15 protein-coding genes are annotated in these 23,562 nt (G+C 68.1%); 3 read left to right on the forward strand and 12 right to left on the reverse strand.

Going from position 1 to position 23,562, the window contains the following annotated elements; translation table 11 throughout:
- Positions 1-253 precede the first annotated feature (253 nt).
- The 6 genes from AAFP30_RS26825 to rpmE form a co-directional block, all read right to left on the reverse strand.
- The gene (locus tag AAFP30_RS26825; RefSeq protein WP_419233109.1) at positions 254-1,474 is read right to left on the reverse strand and encodes a glycosyltransferase family 4 protein; all 1,221 of its coding nucleotides are present in this window, start codon (positions 1,472-1,474) and stop codon (positions 254-256) included.
- Positions 1,475-1,483: 9 nt separating this feature from the next.
- The gene (glyA, locus tag AAFP30_RS26830; protein WP_419233110.1) at positions 1,484-2,734 is read right to left on the reverse strand and encodes a serine hydroxymethyltransferase; all 1,251 of its coding nucleotides are present in this window, start codon (positions 2,732-2,734) and stop codon (positions 1,484-1,486) included.
- Positions 2,731-3,390 (reverse strand): L-threonylcarbamoyladenylate synthase, encoded by a 660-nt coding sequence (locus AAFP30_RS26835; RefSeq protein WP_419233111.1) that lies wholly within the window; start codon positions 3,388-3,390, stop codon positions 2,731-2,733. Before AAFP30_RS26835 ends, glyA begins: the two co-directional genes overlap by 4 nt.
- Positions 3,391-3,411: 21 nt before the next feature.
- Positions 3,412-4,302, reverse strand: coding sequence for a peptide chain release factor N(5)-glutamine methyltransferase (gene prmC, locus AAFP30_RS26840; protein WP_419233112.1), 891 nt, complete (start codon positions 4,300-4,302; stop codon positions 3,412-3,414).
- A complete protein-coding gene (gene prfA, locus AAFP30_RS26845; RefSeq protein ID WP_419233113.1) occupies positions 4,299-5,375 on the reverse strand; it encodes a peptide chain release factor 1 in 1,077 nt (358 codons plus the stop codon). Before prfA ends, prmC begins: the two co-directional genes overlap by 4 nt.
- Before the next feature lie 148 nt (positions 5,376-5,523).
- Positions 5,524-5,751, reverse strand: coding sequence for a 50S ribosomal protein L31 (rpmE, locus tag AAFP30_RS26850; protein WP_419233114.1), 228 nt, complete (start codon positions 5,749-5,751; stop codon positions 5,524-5,526).
- A gap of 343 nt (positions 5,752-6,094) precedes the next feature.
- Between rpmE and AAFP30_RS26855 the strand changes: the two genes are divergently transcribed.
- Genes AAFP30_RS26855 through AAFP30_RS26865 form a run of 3 tightly spaced genes read left to right on the forward strand, consistent with a single transcriptional unit; the run spans position 6,095 to position 14,537 of the window.
- On the forward strand, positions 6,095-11,698 hold the full coding sequence (locus tag AAFP30_RS26855; RefSeq protein ID WP_419233115.1) for a glutamate synthase-related protein: 5,604 nt from the start codon (positions 6,095-6,097) through the stop codon (positions 11,696-11,698).
- Positions 11,699-11,700: 2 nt separating this feature from the next.
- A complete protein-coding gene (locus AAFP30_RS26860; protein WP_419233116.1) occupies positions 11,701-13,485 on the forward strand; it encodes a sulfite reductase subunit alpha in 1,785 nt (594 codons plus the stop codon).
- A gap of 26 nt (positions 13,486-13,511) precedes the next feature.
- On the forward strand, positions 13,512-14,537 hold the full coding sequence (locus AAFP30_RS26865) for a heme transporter (RefSeq protein ID WP_419233117.1): 1,026 nt from the start codon (positions 13,512-13,514) through the stop codon (positions 14,535-14,537).
- Positions 14,538-14,610: 73 nt separating this feature from the next.
- Here AAFP30_RS26865 and rho read toward each other — a convergent pair whose 3' ends face one another.
- The 6 genes from rho to argS all read right to left on the reverse strand — a co-directional run bounded on the left by rho (position 14,611) and on the right by argS (position 23,464).
- Entirely contained in the window at positions 14,611-16,608 is a 1,998-nt protein-coding gene (gene rho / locus AAFP30_RS26870) for a transcription termination factor Rho (RefSeq protein ID WP_419233118.1), read from the reverse strand.
- A gap of 413 nt (positions 16,609-17,021) precedes the next feature.
- On the reverse strand, positions 17,022-17,984 hold the full coding sequence (gene thrB / locus AAFP30_RS26875) for a homoserine kinase (RefSeq protein WP_419233119.1): 963 nt from the start codon (positions 17,982-17,984) through the stop codon (positions 17,022-17,024).
- Between the two features lie 24 nt (positions 17,985-18,008).
- Positions 18,009-19,088 carry a threonine synthase gene (gene thrC / locus AAFP30_RS26880; RefSeq protein WP_419233120.1) on the reverse strand — a complete coding sequence of 360 codons (1,080 nt, stop codon included), beginning with the start codon at positions 19,086-19,088 and terminating at the stop codon, positions 18,009-18,011.
- Positions 19,081-20,397, reverse strand: coding sequence for a homoserine dehydrogenase (locus AAFP30_RS26885; RefSeq protein ID WP_419233121.1), 1,317 nt, complete (start codon positions 20,395-20,397; stop codon positions 19,081-19,083). Before AAFP30_RS26885 ends, thrC begins: the two co-directional genes overlap by 8 nt.
- Positions 20,394-21,815 (reverse strand): diaminopimelate decarboxylase, encoded by a 1,422-nt coding sequence (gene lysA, locus AAFP30_RS26890; protein ID WP_419233122.1) that lies wholly within the window; start codon positions 21,813-21,815, stop codon positions 20,394-20,396. Before lysA ends, AAFP30_RS26885 begins: the two co-directional genes overlap by 4 nt.
- Entirely contained in the window at positions 21,812-23,464 is a 1,653-nt protein-coding gene (gene argS / locus AAFP30_RS26895; RefSeq protein WP_419233123.1) for an arginine--tRNA ligase, read from the reverse strand. The genes lysA and argS overlap by 4 nt, the downstream gene beginning before the upstream one ends.
- Positions 23,465-23,562 lie beyond the last annotated feature (98 nt).

A 23,562-nucleotide genomic window follows, 5' to 3' on the forward strand; every position in this document is an offset into this window, starting at 1 on the left:
TAAGCTCGCAGTTTTCTGTGACCCTACCAATCGCCGTGCAGCACTCACCCAGGGGGTGCGTGCCTCATGGCGGCAGATTGATGCCGGTGCGTACCGACTCGCGTCGTTCGAATGACCGAACGGTGGTGCGAGGTCCTTCGCGCCGACCTACTACAGCAGATAGTACACGGGTTTTTACTGTTGCCTTACCCAGGGGTCAGCAACCCTCCGACCGGACAGGCGATCGACTGCCATTCCGGACGGCCCGGCGCGGTCAGGTCCGTTCGGCATGACCGCTGGTGCGGATCTCGGCGATCCGTCGCTGCAGTCGCGGCGCCATCGTGACCAATAACGCGACGATCAGTCCCGCCCCGAACATCGGCGCGACGACACTGATCGGGAACAGCGTACTGGCCGCTGCGGAGAACGCGAGCACCCCGACCCACAGATAGATGATCAGCGCGACGCGACGCTGCGAATGGCCCAGCTCGAGCAGTCGGTGATGCAGGTGCATCTTGTCCGGGGTGTAGAAGCCGACACCGGCGCGGGTGCGCCGCACCACCGCCATCAGCATGTCGAGCATGGGGACGAACACCACCGCCGCGACCAGGATCAGCGGCGAGAGCAGTGTGAACACGTCGGCCGGGCCGTAGGCGTTGATCGCGATGCGACCCGAGGCGCTCGTGGACGCCGCGGACAGCATCAACCCGATCAGCATGGCGCCGGAATCACCCATGAAGATGCGCGCGGGTGAGAAGTTGTGCGGCAGGAAGCCGAGACACGCACCGGCGAGCGCGGCGGAGATGAGGGCCGGCGGGTAGTAGCTGACGTCACCGCCCTGGTCATGCAGCAGGCCCAGCGAGAACATGCAGATCGCCAGTGCGGAGATCAGCCCGAGACCGGCGGCGAGTCCGTCGAGGCCGTCGACGAAGTTGACGGCGTTGATGGTGGCCACGGTGATGGCGACGGTCAGCAGACCGGCCTGCAGCGGGTCGAGCACGACGGTGCCGATGTCGGCGAACGGGACATAGAGGAGATACCAGCTCACTCCCATGATGACCAGCACGCCTGCGGCGGTGAGTTGCCCGACGAATTTGGTCAGCGCATCCAGACCCCATCGGTCGTCGATGACCCCGACCAGCACGATCACCGTGCCGCTGACGATCACTGCACTCATGTCGTTGGTGTAGGCGAAGCCGCGGGTCAGGGCAGGCAGGTTGGCGGCCAGTGCGATGGCCGCGACCATTCCCGCGAACATGCCCAGACCGCCGAGGCGTGGGGTCGGGATGACGTGGACGTCGCGGACACGAGGCACGGCGACCGCGCCGACGCGGATGGCGAAGACCCGGACCGCGGAGGTGAGCATGAAGGTGACCGCTGCGGCGGTCAGGGCGACCAGCGACAGCTCGCGCAGCGGAACACCCGCTCCCCCATCACCGACCGCGGACAGCGCGGCGAGGTGAGTGGCGGGGTCGAGCGCCCGGGAATCGAACACCGGACAAGGCTACCCGGCGAGCATCTCCGCGATTTGGCCGCGGATCCCGGCGTGTTGATCCCCGTCGGGTGCCGCCCGCAGCGCTGCGACGATGCACTCGGCGACCGCAGGCATGTCGTCGACGCCGAGTCCGGCGAGGACTGCCGCGCTGGTGCCGACCCGCACCGCGGAACCCTGGGCCGGGGGTTGCGTGTCGAACGGCAGGACCGCCTTGTCGACGACGATGCCGGCTGCCGCCAGGCGTTCGGATGCCTGCACACCGGTGAGCCCGAGACCCGAGACGTCGACGACGGCGAGATGGATGTCGGTGCCGCCGGTGACGATCCGCAGCCCGCGCTCGGCGAGTTCGGCCGCGAGTCGCGCAGCTGCGGCGACCATCGTCGTCGCGTAATCCGCGAACTCGGGCGTTCCCGCCTCCCGCATGCAGACCGCCTTGGCCGCAATGGAATTCATCGACGGACCGCCCTGGATGAAGGGATGCACCGCCTTCTGCAGAACGTCGTGGTGGTCGGCGCGCGCGAGGATGATGCCGCCGCGGGGTCCGCGCAACACCTTGTGGGTGGCCAGGGTCACCACGTCGGCGTGCGGCACCGGCGACGGTGCGACACCCGCGGCGGCAAGTCCCGCGGTGTGCGCGGCGTCGACCCAGAGGACGGCCTCGGCGTCGTCGGCGATGGAGCGCAGGGCGGCGATGTCGATGTGTCGCGAATAGGAGGTGGAGCCGGCGACCAGGATGCGCGGTCGATGCACCAGCGCGAGTTCGCGCAGAGCGTCGTAGTCGATGCGTTCGGTGGTCTCGCGCACGCCGTAGTGGATCGGCAGGAACCAGCGACCGGAGAAGTTGGCCCGGGACCCGTGGGTCTGGTGCCCACCCTGGTCGAGGCGCAGCGCGAGGATCGGGTCGCCCTGCTGCGCGAAGGCCGCGTACACGGCGAGGTTGGCGATCGACCCCGACAACGGTTGCACGTTGACGTAGTCGGCGCCGAAGGTGGCGGCGGTCCGCGCGATCGCGAGTCGTTCGATCTCGTCGACGACCTCGCACCCGCCGTGGTACCGCGCACCGGGGTAGCCCTCGGCGTACTTGGTGCCGAGTTCGGTGGCCAGCGCCGCCCGGACCGCGGGACTGGCCGGGGTCTCACTGGCGATGAGCTGCAGTGTCGTCGCGCGTCGACGACTCTCCTGCGCGACGAGGTCGGCGACCTCCGGATCGGTGAGGACGGGCGGTTGAGGTGTCACGGGGCCGGGGTTCACGGGGCTCACGAGTTGACGGTCAGGCTTGCGGAGTCGACATCGAGGACCTCGGCGATCGACTCGACGGATACCGCGCCGACCCGCAGGATGCGCGGCGTCGGCGTGGTGACGTCGACGATGGTCGACGGTTCACCGAGCGTGGCGGGCCCGCCGTCGAGGTAGACGGTGACCTTCTCCGCCAGCTGGTCGCGGGCTTCGTCGACGGTGGTGGCCGGCGGCTGGCCGGACACGTTGGCGCTCGAAACCGCCATCGGGCCCACCTCGCGCAGCACCTCGATGGCCACCGGATGCAGCGGCATGCGCAGCATCACCGTGCCGTCGGTGTCGCCGAGATCCCAGGCCAGCGACGGCGCCTGCTCGACGACCAGGCTCAGCCCGCCGGGCCAGAACGCCTCGACGAGATCCCGCGCAGCGGTCGAAACCGAACGGACCAGTCCGTCGACGGTGTGCCAGGAGCCGACCAGCACCGGCACCGGCATGTCGCGGCCGCGGCCCTTGGCGGCCAGCAGGTCGGCGACTGCCTCGGAATCGAAGGCGTCGGCACCGATGCCGTACACCGTGTCGGTCGGGAGCACCACCAGCCGACCGGCTTTCGCCGCGCCGACGGCCGTGCGGATACCCGCGGAACGACTCTGCGGATCACTGCAATCGAATACCGTGCTCACGCCGCCATCCTTCCACGCTGGCTAGTCCCGACGCCGTCCGGTCATGAAGCGCGGTCGGCCGGTCAGGTCGTCGTGGGCGGCGACGTCGGTGATCTCGGCGATCCCCGCGGCCGCGGACACGACTGCCACCGAGGTCGATTCGTCGTGTTCGAGACCGAAGACACCGCCGGGTCGCAGCAGGTCGGCGATGACGGGCAGCATCGGCACGATCACCGACATGCCGTCGGCGCCGCCGAACACCGCCTCGGCGGGGTCGTGCGCAACCTCCGGGGACACCTCGGTGGTCGTGGGTACATACGGCGGGTTGGTCACGACGATGTCGATGCTGCCGGGGTCGATCGCCGCACCGACCGCCGAGGCGTCGGTGACGTCAGCGGCCACGACGACGACCCGTTCGGACACGTCGCCGGGAGCGTCGTCGACGTTGCGGCGCAACCATTCCAGCGCCTCGGGCGAGCGTTCGACGGCCCACATCCGGGCATTCGGCGCGAGCGTCGCGATGGCGATGGCCAGGGCACCGCTGCCGCTGCACAGGTCGACGATCCGCACGTCGGTGTCGCGGGGCACGTGACGCATCGCCCATTCGACGAGGAACTCGGTTTCCGGGCGGGGCGTGAAGACACCGGGTCCGACGGACAATTCGGCCGGCCCGAACGATGCCGTTCCGACAATGTGCTGCAATGGGATTCGCGCGGCACGCCGGGACACCGCAGCCCGGAAACGTCGTGCCGCCGCGGGGTCGATGTCGTCGAGGATCAGCAGGCGCCCGCGGTCGACGCCCAGGGTGGCGGCCATCAGCCATTCGGCGTCGGCCCGTGCGGAATCGATCCCCGCATCGGTCAATACCGTTCGAGCCCAGAGCAATTCACCATCGATCCGGACCGCACCGGGCGTCGGGTCGGCGGCGTTCACTCGGCCGACAACCGGGCCTGCCGGTCGGCGGCGACGAGGGCGTCGAGCAGCGCATCCATCTCGCCATTCAGCACCGCGTCGAGGTTGTTGGCCTTGAAACCGATGCGGTGATCGGTGATCCGGTTCTCCGGGAAGTTGTAGGTGCGGATGCGTTCGGAGCGGTCCACCGTGCGGATCTGCGCGGCGCGGCCCTCGGCGGCAACGGTTTCGGCTTCCTCCTCGGCCGCCGACTGCAACCGCGCGGCGAGGACCTGCATGGCACGCGCCTTGTTCTGCAACTGGGACCGCTCGTTCTGGCAGGTCACCACGATACCGGTGGGCAGGTGCGTGATTCGGACCGCGGAATCGGTGGTGTTGACGCCCTGACCGCCCTTGCCCGACGACCGGTAAACGTCGATCCGCAGGTCGGTTTCGTCGATCTCGACCTGCTCCACCTCTTCGGGTTCGGGGTAGACGAGCACGCCGGCAGCCGAGGTGTGGATGCGGCCCTGCGATTCGGTGACCGGCACCCGCTGCACGCGGTGCACGCCGCCCTCGAACTTCAGCCGCGACCACACGCCGTCGCGCACCGCCTCTTTCGACTTGATGGACAGCGTCGCATCCTTGTAGCCGCCCAGGTCGGATTCGGTGACGCCGAGGATCTGCGCCTTGAAGCCGTGGCGCTCACAGTATTTGAGGTACATGCGGGCGAGGTCGGCGGCGAACAACGCCGATTCCTCGCCGCCCGCACCGGATTTGATCTCGAGCACCACGTCGTCGGCATCGTGCGGGTCGCGCGGCGCGAGCAGATCGGTGAGGGTCGCGTCGAGTTCGGCGACGGTCTCCTCGAGCGCCGGGATCTCCTCGGCGAACGCCGGGTCGTCGGCGGCGAGTTCCCGGGCGGCGGCGAGGTCGTCGCGCGCGGACTCCAGCCGTCGATAGGTCGCCATGATCGGCGCGAGTTCGGCGAACCGCTTGCCGACTCGTCGCGCAGCGGCCGGATCATCGTGCAGCGATGGGTCGGCGAGCTGCGACTCGAGGCCGGCGTGTTCGGCGAGGATGTCGTCGATCGCCGACGGGGTCTGTGTACTCACCTGTTACCCACTCTCTGTTACTCCCTGTGACCCTTCGAGACGCTCGCTCGTTCCTCGCGGGCTCCTCAGGGAGCGGGGACGCTGCGAGAAAGAAAACGACGCCCGATGGGCGCGCACAGGGCGCGCCGATCGGGCGTCGTCGATACAGCTACTTGGCGTCGGTGCTCTTGGTCCGCTTGCCGTAGCGCTTCTCGAACTTGGCGACGCGGCCGCCGGTGTCGAGGATCTTCTGCTTACCGGTGTAGAACGGGTGGCACTGCGAGCAGACTTCGACGTTGATCCGTCCGTTGTCAGCGGTGCTACGCGTCTCGAAAGTGTTCCCGCAACCGCAGACCACAGTGGTCACGGCGTATTCGGGGTGGATGCCCTGCTTCATGGTTGTCCCTTTCTCAGAGGTCGCCGGGTCACCGTCGGAGGTCGATGGTGTGAACCGGAACCGGACTCGACCGATCAGTATGCCACGGGGTGCCACTCACGCCGAAATCCATCGGTGAACGGGCGCCCGGTGCCGGGCCTGCTGAACGATCCACCTCCCCCAACCTCGGCGGCCGATGTTTCATTCCCGGCCAGACTATGGTTAGGCTTGGCTAACTTGCCCGCCCGGTTCGGGCGTCGGCAGGGATCTGTATCGGCGCGCTTCATCGTCGCAGCGCGGTCGACGTTCATCCGACGGTGCGCCGTCGCCCCGTCCGGGGCCGGCGAAGAGACGTGAGGACCGCATGCGGCCTGAACAACGCACACGGGAACTCCTATGGGACCCCAGCGACGAGAAGAGCAGTTGTGGCGTGGGCTTCATCACACGCAAAGACGGTGTGCCCCGGCACGAGGTGATCGAGAAGGCCCGCGAGGCGCTGTGCTCGGTACCGCATCGCGGCGGCATCTCGTCGCTCGGCGTCGGCGACGGCGGCGGGGTCTCGATGGATCTGTCGGTGCGATTCTTCCGCAAGGTCACCGGTCGGACCGACCTGCGTCTCGGCCGCTTCTGTGTCGGCAACTTCTTCCTCCCGACCGACGAACACGACGCGGATCGCGCGGGACGGCTCATCGAACGGACCATGACCGAGCGCGGCTTCACCGTCCTCACCGTGCGTGACGTGCCGATCGACAATTCGGTGCTGCCGCCGGCCGCCGTCGCATTCCAGTTACCGATCCGCCAATGGGTGTTCGCCGCACCCGACCCGTGTCCGGACCCCGCCGACCTCGACCATCAGGTCCAGCAGGCGCTGCTGCACATCGAGGCGATCGCGTTCGGTACCCCCGGGCTGCCGGGCCTCTATCCGCTGTCGCTGTCGGCGCGCACGCAGGTGCTCAAGGGCCGGCTCTCCTCGCCCGAGGTGATCGACTACTTCAGCGACCTGCGCGACCCGGACCACGCCGTCCACACGCTCTATTTCCACACCCGGTTCTCCACCAACACCGACCCGCATCCGACGATGGCCCAGCCATTCCGGTTCCTGGCACACAACGGAGAACTCAACACCGACAAGAAGAATCGGATTGCGCAGGTGACGGCGGCGACCGCCGCACATCGCGCCGTCGTGCGCCCACCGGGACAGTCCGACAGTTCCCGTCTCGATCAGACGGTGGCCGCCCGCGTCATCTCCGATCGCCTCGATCTCGTCACCGCCATCGTGTCGATGATGCCGCCGGCCTGGGAGAATGACCTGTCGCTGTCGGAGTCGGTACGCGCGATGTTCGAGTACTTCTCCCTCTACGAAGAGAAGAACGACGGCCCGGCGGCGGTCGTGTTCGGCGACGGCATGGTGATCGGTGCACGCCTGGACCGACTCGGCCTGCGCCCGTTGCGAACCCTGGAAACGGCCGAGTACCTGTGCGCATTCTCCGAGGCCGGACAGATCTCGGTGCCGCCGGACTCCGTCATCGCGCGCGGCCGTGTGTCGGCGGGTGGGATGATCTACTACGACCACCGCGAGCATCGCACCTACACCACCGCCGACGCCTACGAAAAGCTCGCGGCGGCACGGGATTATCGCGCCCTGCTGCGCGCCGCAAAGGTGGATCTGGCCGATCTGCCGACGCCGGTGGTGGACACCGCTGAGTCGGCCGAGTCGACACTCTCTGATGTGCAACGTTTCCGCGCGTACTACCTGGACCAGGAGAGCTTCCGCTATTTCCTGGACCCGATGCTGGCCGACAGTGCCGAACGGGTGTCGGCGATGGGTTTCGGTAACGCCATCAATGCGCTGACCGATCTCGAACCCTCGGTGGCGCGGTTCTTTTCGCAGCGTTTCGCCCAGGTCACCAACCCGCCACTGGACAGCATCCGCGAGGCCGACGGCATGTCGCTGCGGGTCGCGCTCGGCGCACGACCGGACCTGCGCGACGCGGGCACCGACGCGGCGGCGCGACCACGCCAGATCGTCTTGCGCACACCAATTCTCACCGCCGCACAACTCGCCCGCCTCGATCAGCAGACGGCCTGCCCGATCCGCCGCTTCGACGCTTGCTTCGCCGTTTCCCCGGAGAGCGACCGCCCAGCCACCGACCGCGCCGCTCTGGTGGCCGCGATCGATCGACTCGGTGACGACGTGGTCGCGTTCGCCCGCACCGACGGCGGCATCGCGATCCTCGACGACCGCGCGATCGGCACCGACCGCGCGGCGCTGCCGATCATCTTCGCCGTCTCCGCAGTCAACCAGCGGCTGATCGCCGCCGGTTTGCGATTACGGGTGTCGCTGGTCGTCGACACGGGCCAGGTCGAGTCGTCGCATCACCTGGCTGCCGTGTTGGGCTTCGGTGCGGCTGCGGTGCATCCGCACACAGTGGCGCGTCGGGCCGCCCAACTGAGCTCCGAGAGCAGTGGCGCCACAGCCATATTCGGCCGTTGGGTGAAGGCGGCCGAGAAGTCGCTGATGAAGACCATGGGCCGGGTGGGATTGTGTACCGCCGAAAGTTACATCGGTGGGGAGTTCTTCGAGCCGAACTTCCTCGACACCGACGACGAGGATCTACGGCGTTGGTTCCCAGACCTGCGCGCACCGGTCGGCGGGGTCGGCCTGGCACCGATCGTCGACGCCCTGATCCGCGCGCACCGGGCCGCCATCGCCCTGCCCGCATCCGCGACCGACAGGGATCTGCCGCTGCTGGGGCTGTTCAAGGAACGCACCGACGGCGCGGGACATTCGTTCGGCGCCATCGCCGTCCGGACCTACGGCGACCTGACCCGCGAGAAGATCTCGTTTGCCACGGCGGTGCGGGAATCGCCGTCGGCCGCCGACACCGACCGCGACGGCGGCCTGCGGTTGCTGACACTGGGCAAACTCGCCGACGCCTACGGCCTGGATGCGGGGGCCTACGCCGACAGCAGCTATGACCGTCTGTCCGACACCGACATCGACGCATTCATCGTCACCGACGCGTACCGGTCGTTCAGCGGGGAGATCACCGCAGCCCGGATGACGCGGCCGAGCGCCCTGCGCGATGTGTTGTCGCTGTCCGCCGACCTGGGCGTCGCGGTGACCGCCGGTGACTTCGCCTGTGCGCTCGCACCGATCGTGTCGACCGACAACGAGGTCACGGTCCGCGGCCTGACCGTCACCTCGCTGGAGAATGCCGGCACACCAGGCGGATTCCATCTCTCCCTCGACGGTGACCCGATCGGCCCGGGTGGCGAGGACCGCGTGCAGGCGCTCGCCGAGGCGGTGGCCGACGTGCTCGGGTCCGGGGTCGAGGTCCTCGATTGCGGATCCGACGGCATCATCGTCGTCGCCGCAGATCGCGCGGCCGCCCAGCTGCGTCGGCTGCGGTCCGCACCGGCCCCCATCGCGCTCACCGATGTTCAACCCGCGCATGAGGTCACCTCGACGTTCGCGTCGGGCGCGATGAGCCATGGTGCACTCGTCGCGCCTGCCCACGAGGCGGTCGCGCACGGCACCAATATGGTCGGTGGCCTGTCCAACAGCGGCGAGGGCGGCGAGCACATGTCGCGCTATGGCACCATCCGGGCGTCGGCGATCAAGCAGTTCGCGTCCGGTCGGTTCGGCATCTGGGCGGGTTACCTCGCCGATCCGATGCTTCGCGAGTTGGAGATCAAGATCGGTCAGGGGGCCAAACCCGGTGAGGGCGGCCAACTCCCGGCGCCCAAGGTGACCGTCGAGATCGCCGCGGCCCGCGGTGGTACGCCCGGCGTGGAACTCGTCTCCCCGCCGCCGCATCACGACACCTACTCCATCGAGGATCTCGCGCAGTTGATCCACGACTGCAAGGCCGCGCGGGTGCGGGTCATCGTGAAACTCGTGTCCTCGGAGGGCATCGGCACCATCGCGGTCGGCGTGGCCAAGGCCGGCGCTGATGTCATCAACGTCGCAGGCAACACCGGCGGTACCGGCGCAGCCTCGGTCGCGAGCCTGCGATATGCCGGCCGCGCCGCCGAGATCGGTCTGGCCGAGGTGCATCAGGCACTGTGCGCCAATGGGTTACGGCAGAAAGTTGTCGTGCGGACCTCCGGCGCCCATCAGACCGGCCGCGACGTGGTCACTTCGGCGTTGCTCGGTGCCGACAGCTTCGAGTTCGGTACCGCCGCGCTGATGATGATCGGCTGCGTGATGGCCAAGAACTGCAACATCAAGTGTCCGGCCGGCCTGACCACCAATCCCGAGGTGTTCGACGGCGATCCGCGGTCGATGGCGCAGTATCTGCTCAACGTCGCGCATGAGGTGCGGGAGACGCTGGCCGGCCTTGGTCTGCCGAGCCTGCGGGCCGCCCGCGGCCGCACCGACCTGCTCGGTCTGCTTGATCATCCGGCGTTGGTGTCGTCGCTGCGCCCGGCGGCACTGCTCGCGCGGATCGATCCGGTCGAGATCATCGACCCGGTGTACGCCGAACGCGACTACGCCATCGACGATGTGCTCGTCGAACAGGTGCGGGCGGGGTTGATCGACGGCGCGAGTGAGCGCGTCGACCTCGTCGCACCGATGCTGGGCAACCGCAACAAGAGTGTCGGTGCGCAGCTGGCCGTCGACCTCGAGCGACTGCTCAATCACGAACTCTCCGCGGCCGATACGGCCGATGTGCCGAGTGTGTACACCGACGATCGCGGGCGGCGCTTCTTCGCGCCGGATTCGGTGCGGGTGGCCACCAGTGGTTCGGCCGGGCTCTCCTACGCCGCGTTCTGCAACGACGGTATGCGCTTGGAGCACACCGGGACCTGCAACGACGGAGTCGGCAAGTCCATGTCGGCGGGCACCGTGATCGTGCGCTCCCCCGGCGGTGGCTCACCGGCGGTCGGCGGCAACGTGCTGATCGGCAACTTCGCGCTGTTCGGCGCCACGGGCGGGCGGTTGTTCGTCGACGGCGAGGCCGGTGACCGGTTCGCGGTGCGCAACTCCGGTGCCACCGCGGTGGTCGAGGGACTCTGCGACTTCGGCTGCGAATACATGACCAACGGCGCGGTACTCAATCTCGGCGGTTACGGCAAGGGTCTGGGCAACGGGATGAGTGGCGGATTCCTCTACCAGTACGATCCGTTGTGCGAGTTGGATTCCCGGATCAGCGCCGATTCCGTCGTCGTCGGCGCCATCACGGGTGTCGACGATCCGCTCGCACCGATCCACCATCACGCCGTCCGGCAGATGCTCGAGATGCATGTGGCCGCAACCGGTTCCGCGTTGGGTACCCGACTGCTGGAGAACTGGGAAACCGAGCGGCACTACATCGCGTACGCGATGCCGCGGGCGCTGGCCGCCTATCAGGACAGCGATGCGCTGGCGGCCACCCTGGGCCACCGGGAACTCCTCGACGAGCTGTCGATGTCGTTGGCGCTACACCAGGTAAGTACCCTCAAGGTCAGCATCCGCAGCGGTGACCCGGTCGCCGGCGGAGTCGTACCCGACTACGGCGCCACCGACAACACCGACATGTACCGTCTGCTCGGCGCCTTCACCGTATTCGAACTCGCCCGGGAGGTGGCGAGCGCCCGTTTGACGCGGTCGGCCACCCGGCCATCCGGCGAACCGGCGTGGACCGAGCAGGCGGTCGCCGCCGGCGCCCGGAACCTGATCCTCACCGAGGACCATCAGCTGGTGTCGCGAGTCGCCCGCTACGCCCGCGACATCCTCGGCGACTACGACACCGGCGATCTCGCCGCGCTGATCGCGGCGAAACGGGTCGACGACTACAAGCAGGCGCTGCGCCTGCGCAACGTGTGGTCGATGGATGCCCCGGCCACCTATGGCTGGATCCTGCTGCAGGACCACAAGAACCGCACCCGGCTCGGCAGCCTCCCGAGCTACGACGAACTCTTCGCCGCGCGAGCCGTGCCCGAGGTGGCAGACGCGCTCCGCCAGACCGCAAAGGCCGGATGATCATGCAACTGCCCTATATTCCCGCCGACGTCCCGTTCACCGGCGACCAGAAGACCTGGCTGGCAGGCTTTCTCGCTGGGCTCAACACGCGGATCGCGATGCCCGCCACCGCGACCGGGAACACCGCCGAGATCGCTGCGACGCCCGCGACCGGCGTCGCCCTGCAGATCGTCTTCGGCAGCCAGACCGGTACCGCCGAAGAGCTCGCCGAGCAGGCCGAAAGCATCGCCCGCACGCAGGGATTCGATACTGCCCGCAGTGATCTGGACGCACTGGACATCGGCGCGCTGACCGCTGTCCGACGACTGTTGGTGATCACCTCGACCTACGGCGAAGGCGAGATGCCCGACAACGCCGGCCTGTTCTGGCAGGCGCTCGCCGCGCCGGACGCGCCCCGTCTCGACGGCCTGTTCTATACCGTTCTCGCCCTGGGCGATTCGATCTACGACGGTTTCTGTCAGGCCGGGAAGAACATCGACGCGCGCCTGGCCGAACTCGGTGCCACCCGGGTGACCGACCGGGTCGACTGCGACGTCGACTACGAGGACGCGGCGTCGGACTGGTTGGCCCGGGCGATACCCGCACTGGCGGCGGTCGATACCCCTGATACGCCGGTGACCACCGCACCCGTCCCCGCCCCACCGACCGCGCCGGGACCGGCAAAGAGCAAGTGGGGCCGCAAGAATCCCTATCCCGCGACCATCGTCGGGAACACCCTGCTGTCCGGACCGGATTCCGACAAGGAGGTTCGACATCTGGTGATCTCGTTGGGCGACAGCGGGATCGCCTATCAGCCGGGCGACGGCATCAGCGTCGCGCCGGTCAACGACGCGACGCTGGTCGACGCGATCATCGAGCGACTGGGGGTGCCCGGCGACACCCTGATCACCGACCGCAAGGCCCAACGGACGCTGACCGAGGCACTCACCCACCACTACGAGATCGCAGTGCCGTCCAAGTATCTCGTCGATTACATCGCGCAGCGCAGCCAGGATCCGGAACTCACCCACCTTGCGTCAACCGGCGACCGGGAAGCGCTCGATGCGTGGTTGTGGGGCAAGGATGTGCTCGACCTGCTCGACGTCGACCCGACGCTGCGAGTCAGTCCGGAAGAGTTGCTCGCCGAGCTGCGGCCGCTGGCGCCACGGGTCTATTCGATCTCGTCGAGTCCGCTCGCCCACGCCGGCACCGTGCACATCACCATGGCGACCGTCCGGTACCGCTCGGATGACCGACAGCGTGGCGGGGTGTGCTCGACCTATCTCGCGGATCGCCGCCCGGAGGGCACCAGCGTCGAGGTGTTCATCTCCACCAACAACTCCTTCCGCCTGCCCGCTGACGACACCAAGGTCATCATGATCGGTCCGGGTACCGGCATCGCGCCGTTCCGCGCGTTCCTGCACGAGCGCTCGGCTCGCGGTGCGCGGGGCGAGAACTGGTTGTTCTTCGGCGATCAGCACCGGGAGCACGACTTCATCTACGCCGACGAGATCGAGTCCTTCGTCGCCGACGGTGTCCTCAACCGGCTCGATCTGGCGTTCTCCCGCGACCAGGAGCACAAGATCTACGTGCAGGACCGGATGGTCGAGCACGGCGCCGACCTGTTCGCCTGGCTGTCCGAGGGTGCCCACCTCTATGTGTGCGGCGACGCCACGCGGATGGCGCGGGACGTGGACGCCGCGTTGCACGCGATCGTCGCCGAGCACGGCGGCCTGAGCACCGACGCGGCACAGGACTTCATCGACAACCTCAAGCGCGACAAGCGATATCTGCGCGACGTGTACTGAACCACCACCACAAAGGAGCGGCAACGATGCCCGAGACACCCCGACCCGACAACCCTCACGGCGGCCCCCACCACGGCGGCCCAGGCGTTGTGCGACCCGCGTGCGGCGACCAGTGCCGCTGTTCGCGTGCGCAGCGCAGCGCCAGTGACCTCGACACCCTCTTGGCCACACCGGGTTTCCACGGATCGTTGATCAGCTCCGACATCACTGAGGTCGCCGGCAGGATGCCGTCGCTCGAGCAGGTCGTGGGCGTCACCGTCGCCGGGCCGGTGCTGATGAACGACGTCGGCACCCACGAGACGCCCGCCGAGATCGGTGGCCCGATCCGCTGCCGGCCGTCGCGGATCACGTTGCGGATCAACCCGGTTCGCCTCGGCGCCGCCCTGGTCACCGAGCCCGCGGCACATGTCCCGCCGACGCTGCGGTTGTTCGACGCCGACGGCAACACCGCGCACGCCACGTACCTGACCGAGCACTCCGATCGGCTGGCATTCGAATCACTCACACTGCGGGCGTCGACCGAGACCATGGAGCGTCCACCGCTGCCGGACCCGGAATTCGGCAGATTCCCCGGGTTGCGCCACGACCCGGACGAACCGGCCAATGACCAGATCGCGCAGTTCGATTCGATTCTCGACGATGGAGGCGTCGGCCGCCGCAGCGGTTTCGCGGCGCTCGCCGACGACGGCGTCACCCGGGTGGAGTCGCGGCGGGTCATCGCCGCCTTCGAGCACGCCGCGCTACTCGGCATGTCGATGACCACGACCACCGCCGCACCCGGCTGCCTGCAGATGCGGCACGATCAGCTCGACGGCGCCCGCGAGCACCGCGGTTCGATGGTGATCGCGTCCGGGAGCTGCCGCACCATGATCAACTTCAACCTCGTCGACCAGTGCTGGGTGACGTGGTCGGACGGGGCCTGGGGCCGCACCGGGTCCATCGAGCTCTACGATCGTCACGGTCGGTGCAGTCTGGTTGCGACGCAGACCGGTTCGGTGAGCGCGGAGACCTTCGAGGCGTGGAACCAGCTGATGTCCGACGTCGCCGCCTGACTCCCGCTCGTCGAAAACGCAAACAGCGCCAGAGACAGGATCTCTGGCGCTGTTCGGTGTTCCGGGATGACGACTAGTCGTCGTTCATGACTCCCGGTGCGTTCTTCTGCACCTGCATGAGGAACTGGACGTTGTTGGGCGTCTTCTTCAGCTGGCTCACCAAGAGGTCGATGGCCTGCTGCGAATCGAGACCCGAGAGGACCCGGCGCAGCTTGTGCACGATCGAGAACTCCTCCGGCGACATCAGCAGTTCGTCCTTGCGGGTGTTCGACGGGTTGACGTCGACCGCCGGGAACACGCGTCGCTCGGCGATCTTGCGATCGAGCTTGAGCTCGGCGTTGCCGGTGCCCTTGAACTCCTCGAAGATCACCGTGTCACCGGTGGATCCGGTCTCGACCAGTGCCGACGCGATGATGGTCAGCGACCCACCGTTCTCGATGTTGCGGGCCGCTCCGAGGAACCGCTTGGGCGGATAGAGCGCGGTGGAGTCGACACCACCGGACAGGATGCGGCCCGAGGCGGGCGACGCGTTGTTGTACGCGCGGCCGAGGCGGGTGATCGAGTCCAGCAGGACGACGACGTCCTTTCCGTTCTCCACCAGTCGCTTCGCACGCTCGATGGCCAGCTCGGCGACCGAGGTGTGATCTGACGGCGGACGGTCGAAAGTCGAGGCGATGACCTCGCCCTTCACCGACCGCTGCATGTCGGTCACCTCTTCCGGACGCTCGTCGACGAGCACCACCATGAGGTGGCATTCCGGATTGTTGGTGGTGATCGCGTTCGCGATGTCCTGCATGATCGTCGTCTTACCGGCCTTGGGCGGGGAGACGATCAGGGCACGCTGGCCCTTGCCGATCGGCATGATCAGGTCGATCACGCGGGTGGTCAGGCGCTCCGGGGTGGTCTCCAGCCGCAGCCGCTGATTCGGGTAGAGCGGCGTGAGCTTGTTGAACTCGGGGCGCTTGCGGGCGGTCTCGATGTCGGTCCCGTTGACGGTGTCCAGGCGCACCAGCGGATTGAACTTCTGTCGCTGGTTGGGCTGTTCACCCTCGCGCGGCACCTTGACCGCACCGGTGATCGCGTCGCCGCGGCGCAGCCCGTTCTTGCGGACCATGTTCATCGACACGTAGACGTCGTTCGGACCGGCGAGGTAACCGGAGGTCCGGACGAACGCGTAGTTGTCGAGGACGTCGAGGATGCCGGCCACCGGCTGCAACACGTCGTCGTCGGCGACTTGCGGCTCGTTCTGGCCACCCGGCGTCTCGCGGTCACGCCCGCGACGACGCTCACGGAAGCGACGACCCCGGCGACCGCGGCCGTCCTCATCGTCGTCGTCGTGGGTGTTGTTCTGGTTGCCGCGCTGACCCTGATTGTTCTGACTGTTCTGGTTTCCGCGCTGCGGGCGGTCGCGGTTGTCGCGGTTCTGGTTGCCGTCACCGCGGTTCTGGTTGCCCTCGCCGCGGGTTTGGTTGCCGTCACCGCGGGTCTGGTTGCCGTCACCGCGGGTCTGGTTGCCCTCGCCGCGGTTTTGGTTGCTCTCGCCGCGGGTTTGGTTGCTGTCACCGCGGGTTTGGTTGCTGTCACCGCGGTTCTGGTTGCGGCCGCGGTTGCGGGTGCGCTGGTCGCCGTCGGTCGAGTCATCGGCCTGGCGATCGTCCTTGCCCGGCGCTTCGGTCGCGGTGGAACCGGTCGCGGGTGCGCTGCCGGCGTCGTCGGCCGCCTCGGCGCGGGTGCGCCGACGTCCACGACCGGACTCGCCATTGTTCTTGGCGGTGTCGGCGGGTCGTTCGTCGGTGTCGCCGATGGTCAGCTGACCTTCGCTCGAGGTCTTGGGCGCATTCGAGGTGGTGGGAGCGGCACTGCCGCCTCCCCCCTGGCGCTCCTTGATCGCGGCGATCAGGTCACCCTTGCGCATCCCGGAGATGCCCTTGATGCCCAGCTCAGTGGCGAGCGCACGGAGCTCGGGCAGCACCATCGCCGCCAGACCGGTACGGCCACCACGGGTGGAAGCGCCGGCCGTCGAACTCACTGCTGCGTCATCGGGAGCGGTGATGAGGTCCGTATCCGTCACGGATTTCCTTTCGTTCCCCGGCAGATCGCAGAACTGCATCGGGGGTCATTGCCACCCCGCCTCACGGGAGGCGGGACTTCGTCCCCGTCTGAGGGTTGTCGATCCTCTGGGGACGGTCTGAAGAATGGGGACCGCTGTGGCGTGTCCGCTGGTCTGTACTCAACACCCTGTCGCCGTCGGACTGGTGACAGCAGATCAGGCGACCGGAGCACCGGACGACGAGATCGGTAATCGGTGAGGAGCACGGCAGAACAAACCTGCGCGGCAAGACCAGTATATGCTATCCCGTTCGCATGATAGGGGCAACACACCGAACTCGCGCGTCCGGTGTCGTGATCGTCCGCGGCCGCACCCCTCGCGGGCACCCTCCATGTGCGCTCCGGACGTCCGGAGCGAGTCGGTCGGGATGAATCTCAGACCCGACCGTGACCGACCTCGACACCGCCGGCGACGGCCACCGTCGACGGCACGAAGCCGAGTCCCACCGCGACGTCGCGGGCCTCGGCCGGTACCGGACCCGCCCCCAGGACGAGCACCGTCGGACCGGCCCCGGACACGGTTGCGGCGAGGCCGCGCTTACGTAGTGCCGCAACCAACTCGGCGGTCTCCGGCATCGCCTCGGCGCGGTAGTCCTGATGCAGCCGATCAGCGGTCGCGGCGTTCAGCGCGGTCGGGTCGGCGGTGAGTGCCACGACCGCGAGCGCGGCCCGGCTCACGTTGAACACGGCGTCGGCGCGTGGCACCGAATCCGGGAGCAGACCCCGGGTGTGCGACGTCGACGATTCGGTGTCCGGGACGAACACCGTCGCGGTGATGTCGGGATGCGCGACGAGGCGCCGCGCGTGATATCGATCACCCGCCGGATCGAACTCGGTCCAGGTGACGACCGCGGACCCCAGGACGCTGGCCGCGGCGTTGTCCGGGTGACCCTCGAACTCGGCGGAGAGTTGCACGAGCTCGGCGTCGTCGAACCGGGCACGTACCCCCGCCTCGGCGAGCAGACCCGACGCCGCGGCGAGTCCCGACACCGCCGCCGCGGCCGACGACCCGAGACCGCGCGAGTGCGGGATGGTATTGACGCAGCGCAGTTTCAGACCTCCGGCGCGCACCCCCGCGTAGTGCAGACCACGAGCGACCGCGCGCGCCACCAGATGGGTGCCGTCCTTGGGCACCTCGTCGGCGGCCTCACCCTCGACCTCGACCTCGATTCCGGCGGCGGTGGTCTCGACGATCAGTTCGTCGTAGAGGCCCAGGGCGATGCCCAGGCAGTCGAAGCCGGGCCCCAGGTTGGCACTCGACGCCGGCACCCGCACGCGTGCGTAAAGCCCAACGGGCAGCACGGCATTCGTGTCGTCGGCGGTGGCGTCCTCACTCATCGTGGTGGTCACGTCGGAGCCGGGTCAGCGGACGCCGAGGGCGTCGGCCACCGCCACCGGGTCCACCGGGATGGCCTTGACCTCGGGCATGCCGGCCAGGGCGGTGTCGGGATCCTTGAGACCGTTGCCGGTGACGGTGCAGACCACGGTGGAGCCGGGCGTGATCCAGTTGTCGGCGCGGGCCGCGAGCAGGCCCGCGACGCTGGCGGCCGAGGCCGGCTCGACAAAGACACCCTCTTTGCCGGCCACCAGGCGGTAGGCCTCGAGCAGCTTCTCGTCGGTGGCCGCGCGGAACTGGCCGCCGGATTCGTCCTTGGCGGCGACTGCCTGGTTCCAGCTGGCGGGCGATCCGATCCGGATCGCGGTGGCGATGGTCTCCGGGTCCTTTACCGGAGCACCGTTGACCAGCGGCGCAGCGCCTGCGGCCTGCACGCCGAGCATCCGCGGGAGCGACGACGCGATCCCGTCGGCGTGGTACTCGGTGTAGCCCTTCCAGTACGCGGTGATGTTGCCGGCGTTGCCGACGGGCAGTGCGTGCACGTCGGGTGCGCGACCGAGCACGTCCACGATCTCGAAGGCAGCGGTCTTCTGCCCTTCGATGCGCGACGGATTCACCGAGTTGACGAGTTCGATCTCGGTGAACTCGGCGGTCGCCTTGCGGGCCAGTTCGAGGCAGTCGTCGAAGTTGCCCTGGACCTGAATGATCTTGGCGCCGTGCATAACCGCCTGGGCCAGCTTGCCCATCGCGATCTTGCCCTCCGGGATGAGGACGGCGCAGGTGATCCCGGCGCGAGTGGCGTACGCCGCAGCCGACGCCGAGGTGTTACCGGTCGATGCACACAGCACCGCAGTCTTGCCGTTGTTGACCGCGGTGGACACAGCCATGGTCATGCCCCGGTCCTTGAAGGAGCCGGTGGGGTTGAGGCCCTCGACCTTGAGATAGACCTCGCAGTCGGTGATCTCGGACAGATGCGGCGCCGAGATCAGCGGGGTGCCGCCCTCGAGCAGGGTCACGACCTTCCAGTCGTCGCCAACCGGCAGTCGGTCGCGGTAGGCCTCGATCAGGCCCGGCCACCGCCGGTGGATTGCAGTGGAGTCAGTCATTGGTCCCTTCCAATCGCAGAACGCTCGACACCTTGATCACGGCGTCCATGTCTTCGAGTGCCGCAACGCATTCCGATTGCGCACGATCGGGGGCCCGGTGGGTCACGACGATCAGGCGCGCCTCGTCCCCGGCCCCCTCCTGCCGGACCGCGGCCAGGCTCACCGACCGCTTGGCGAACTCACCGGCAACCTGCGCCAGCACGCCGGGCTTGTCGGCCACCTTCATCGAGATGTAATACCGCGTGGGCACGTCGTCGATCGTCGCGATCGGCAGCGCGGCATACGTCGATTCCAGCGGGCCGCGGCCACCGTGCACCTTGTTGCGGGCCGCCATCACCATGTCTCCCAATACTGCCGAGGCCGTGGGCGAGCCACCGGCACCCTGACCGTAGAACATCAGTCGGCCGGCGTTTTCCGCCTCGACGACCACGGCGTTGAAGGCGCCGTTGACGGTGGCCAGCGGATGATTCAGCGGCACCAGCGCCGGATAGACGCGGGCCGAAACCCGTTCCTGCCCTTCGCTGTCGCGGATGCGCTCGCAGATGGAGAGCAGTTTGATGGTGCAGTCGAATTTCTTCGCGGCGACCAGGTCGGCGGCGGTCACCGACGAGATGCCCTCGCGGTACACATCGGCCGCCGTGACGCGGGTGTGGAAGGCGATCGACGCGAGGATCGCGGCCTTGGCGGCGGCGTCATAGCCTTCGACGTCGGCGGTCGGATCCGCTTCGGCGTATCCGAGACGTCCTGCCTCGGCGAGGGTTTCGTCGTATCCGGCGCCGGTCTCGTCCATCGCGGAGAGGATGAAGTTGGTGGTGCCGTTGACGATGCCGGCGACCCGCTCGACGGTGTCACCGGCCAGCGACTGCATCAGCGGCCGCACCACCGGAATGGCGCCCGCAACGGCCGCCTCGAAGTACAGGTCGACCTTGGCTTGTGCTGCGGCGGTGGCCAATTCACCCGTGTACTCGGCGAGCAGCGCCTTGTTCGCGGTCACCACGGACTTGCCGCTCTGCAGCGCTGCGCGGATGAGTTCGCGGGCCGGGTCGATGCCACCCATCAGTTCGACGACGATGTCGACGTCATCGCGGGCCACCAGTGCGGCCGGGTCGTCGGTCAGCAGATCCTCAGAGACCTTGCGCGCCTTGGACAGATCGCGTACGGCGACGCCGCGCAACTCGACGGGGGCGCCGACCCGAGAGCGCAGGTCGTCGGCGTTCTCGCCGAGTATGCGCACCACTTCGGTACCCACGTTGCCCATGCCGAGCACCGCCACGCCTATGGTGCGCCCGTTGTCGGGGTTCTGGTTCATTCGGTTACCTCCAAGCTGAGGAAGTCGTCGACGGTTTCGCGGCGAAGAAGTAGTCGCGGGGTCGAATCCGCCACGGCCACCACGGCGGGACGTTGCGCGAGGTTGTAGCGCGAGGACATCGAGTAGCAATAAGCGCCGGTCGCGGCCACCCCGATCAGGTCGCCGGGCGCCAGATCCGACGGCAACCAGCAGTCTTTGATGACGATGTCGCCGCTCTCGCAATGCTTTCCGACGACGCGGCTGACCACCGCGGGTGCGTCCGAGACCCGCGAGACGAGCCGGACGTCGTATTCCGCCTGGTACAGCACGGTGCGGATGTTGTCGCTCATGCCGCCGTCGACGGAGACATAGCGGCGGGTCAGGTTCTTGCCGATGGTGACGTCCTTGACGGTCCCGACCCGGTAGAGGGTGACGGTCCCCGGACCGGCGATCGCGCGTCCGGGTTCGACGGCGAGTTCGGGCATCGGGAGCCCGACCGCGGCCGATTCCCGTTCCAGAATGCCGGCCAGTGTCTTCGCGACATCGTCGATGGGCAGTGGATCGTCGTCGGGGATGTAGGAGATACCCAGTCCCCCACCGAGATCCACGATGTGCAGCTGGGAGGTCTTGTCCACGCCGAACTCGGCGACGATGTCCTTGAGCAGTCCGAGCACCCGGTGGGCGGCGAGTTCGAAGCCGTCCATGTCGAAGATCTGCGAGCCGATGTGGCTGTGCAGTCCGACGAGTCGCAGGTTGTCGGTGGCGAATACCCGCCGGACGGCATCCATCGCGACGCCCCCGGACAGCGCGAAACCGAACTTCTGGTCCTCGTGCGCGGTGGCGATGAACTCGTGGGTGTGGGCCTCCACGCCGACGGTGACGCGGACGAGCACGTCGGCGACGAGGCCACGCTCGCCGGCGAGTGCATCGAGGCGGTCGATCTCGATCATCGAGTCGAGCACGATGTGGCCGACACCGGAGTCCAGCGCCATGGCGAGCTCGTCGACGCTCTTGTTGTTGCCGTGTAACGCGATTCGTTCCGCCGGGAAGCCCGCGCGCAGCGCCACCGCGAGTTCGCCGCCGGTGCAGACGTCCAGCGAGAGCCCCTCGGCCGCCACCCAGCGGGCGATCTCGGTGGACAGGAAGGCCTTCGACGCATAGTGCACCCGCCCGAAGGGACCGAACGCGGCCAGCATGTCGGCGCACCGGGACCGGAAGTCGGCCTCGTCGACCACGAACAGCGGTGTCCCGTAGGTCTCGGCGAGTTCGGTGACACGGGCGCCGGCCAGCCGCACCTCGCCGGTCTCGTCACGAGAAGCGTTGCGCGGCCAGACATTCTGCGGGAGGGTCGCCAGGATTGCCGGGTCATTGGGTCGCTCCGCGAGGTGCGGCGCGGCCAGTTGCTCGGCGTGCCGGGGCCCGGCGGGGTGCGCGTTCACATCCGCTCCGGGGCCGACACGCCGACCAGTTCGAGTCCGTTGGCCAGGACCTGGCGGCTCGCGGCGCACAGCGCCAGTCGGGCGCGGTGGATGTCGCCGGGCTCCTCGTCGCCCTGCGGCAGCACCCGGCACCGCGCGTAGAAGCGGTGGTACGACCCCGCCAGCGATTCCAGATACCGGCAGACCCGGTGCGGCTCACGCAGTTCCGCCGCGGTCTCCACGACCTCGTCGAAATCACCGATGGTGCGGATCAATTCGCCCTCGGCGGGGTCGTCGAGCAGATCGAGGTGGTCGGTGGAGGCCTCGAGCCCGAGGTCGGCGGCGTTGCGGGACAACGCCGACAACCGGGCGTGCGCATACTGGACGTAGTAGACCGGGTTGTCGTTGGACTGCTTACGCAGCAGGTCGAGATCGATGTCCATGTTGACGTCGACCGACGACCGGATCAGCGCGTAGCGGGCGGCATCGGTGCCGACCGCGTCGACGAGATCGTCGAGGGTGATCACGGTGCCGGCACGCTTGCTCATCCGGACCGGGACGCCGTCGCGCACCAGATTCACCATCTGCCCGATGAGGACCTCCACGGTCTCCGGGTCGTCACCGAGGGCGGCGGCACAGGCCTTGAGCCGCTTGATGTAGCCGTGGTGATCGGCACCGAGCATGTAGATGCAGAGGTCGAAGCCGCGGTTGCGCTTGTCGCGGTAGTAGGCGATGTCACCGGCGACGTAGGCGGCGTTGCCGTCGCTCTTGATGACGACGCGGTCCTTGTCGTCACCGAAGTTCGTCGCCCGCAGCCACCAGGCGCCGTCCTTCTCGTACAGGTTGCCGTTGGCCTTGAGTTCGGCGATGCACTCGTCGACCAGTCCCGAGGTGAACATGGAGTTCTCGTGGGTGAAGACGTCGAAGTCGGTGCCGAAGTCGTGCAGGCTCGTCTTGATGTGGTCGAACATCAACTCCACGCCGACCGACCGGAAGGTCTCCAGACGCTCTGCGTCGGGCTGGCCGAGCACGTCGGGGGCCTTGGCCACCACCGCGGCGGCGATGTCATCGATGTAGGCGCCGGCGTAGCCGTCTTCGGGTGTCGGCTGCCCGTTCGCGGCGGCATCCAGCGAGCGGGCGAACCGGTCGATCTGGGTGCCGTGGTCGTTGAAGTAGTACTCGCGGGTGACCGCGGCGCCCCGGGCGCCCAGCACCCGGCCGAGCGCGTCGCCGACCGCGGCCCAGCGGGTGCCGCCGAGATGGATCGGTCCGGTCGGGTTGGCCGAGACGAACTCGAGGTTGATCTTGCGTCCGGCGAAGTCGTCGCCGCGACCGTAGTCGGTGGCGGCGTCGAGCACCGTCGACACCACCGAGTTCTGCGCGGCGGCGGCCAGCCAGATGTTCACGAATCCGGGACCGGCGATCTCGGCCTTGGCGATGCCGTCGCGCGCGGCGAAGGCCTCCGCCAGCCACCCGGCGAGTTCGCGGGGGTTGACACCGAGCTTTTTGCCCAGTTGAAGTGCGATGTTGGTGGCGTAGTCACCGTGGTCGGCGTGGCGCGGACGCTCGACGACGACGGTCTCGGGCACCAGGGATTCGTCGAGCCCGTGCTCGCGGACAACGGTCAGCGTCGCGGCAGCAAGCAGCGCGGCGAGGTCGGCGGGAGTCACGGGTCACCATCCTATTGGCCGAAGCCGGTCCGGGGACAATCGCCTCCGTCCTCGACGCCGCCGAGCGCGGTCTCAGACGTCATGACCGATCAGTAAAC

The organism is Gordonia sp. CPCC 205515 (genome assembly GCF_048537925.1).
Classification (GTDB): Bacteria; Actinomycetota; Actinomycetes; order Mycobacteriales; family Mycobacteriaceae; genus Gordonia.

Coding starts and splice junctions, on each gene's coding strand:
- rpmE (WP_419233114.1), bottom strand. CDS start 5,751: ATGAAGCAGGGCATCCACCCCGAATACGCCGTGACCACTGTGGTCTGC.
- AAFP30_RS26855 (WP_419233115.1), top strand. CDS start 6,095: ATGCGGCCTGAACAACGCACACGGGAACTCCTATGGGACCCCAGCGAC.
- AAFP30_RS26860 (WP_419233116.1), top strand. CDS start 11,701: ATGCAACTGCCCTATATTCCCGCCGACGTCCCGTTCACCGGCGACCAG.
- AAFP30_RS26865 (WP_419233117.1), top strand. CDS start 13,512: ATGCCCGAGACACCCCGACCCGACAACCCTCACGGCGGCCCCCACCAC.
- thrB (WP_419233119.1), bottom strand. CDS start 17,984: ATGAGTGAGGACGCCACCGCCGACGACACGAATGCCGTGCTGCCCGTT.
- thrC (WP_419233120.1), bottom strand. CDS start 19,088: ATGACTGACTCCACTGCAATCCACCGGCGGTGGCCGGGCCTGATCGAG.
- AAFP30_RS26885 (WP_419233121.1), bottom strand. CDS start 20,397: ATGAACCAGAACCCCGACAACGGGCGCACCATAGGCGTGGCGGTGCTC.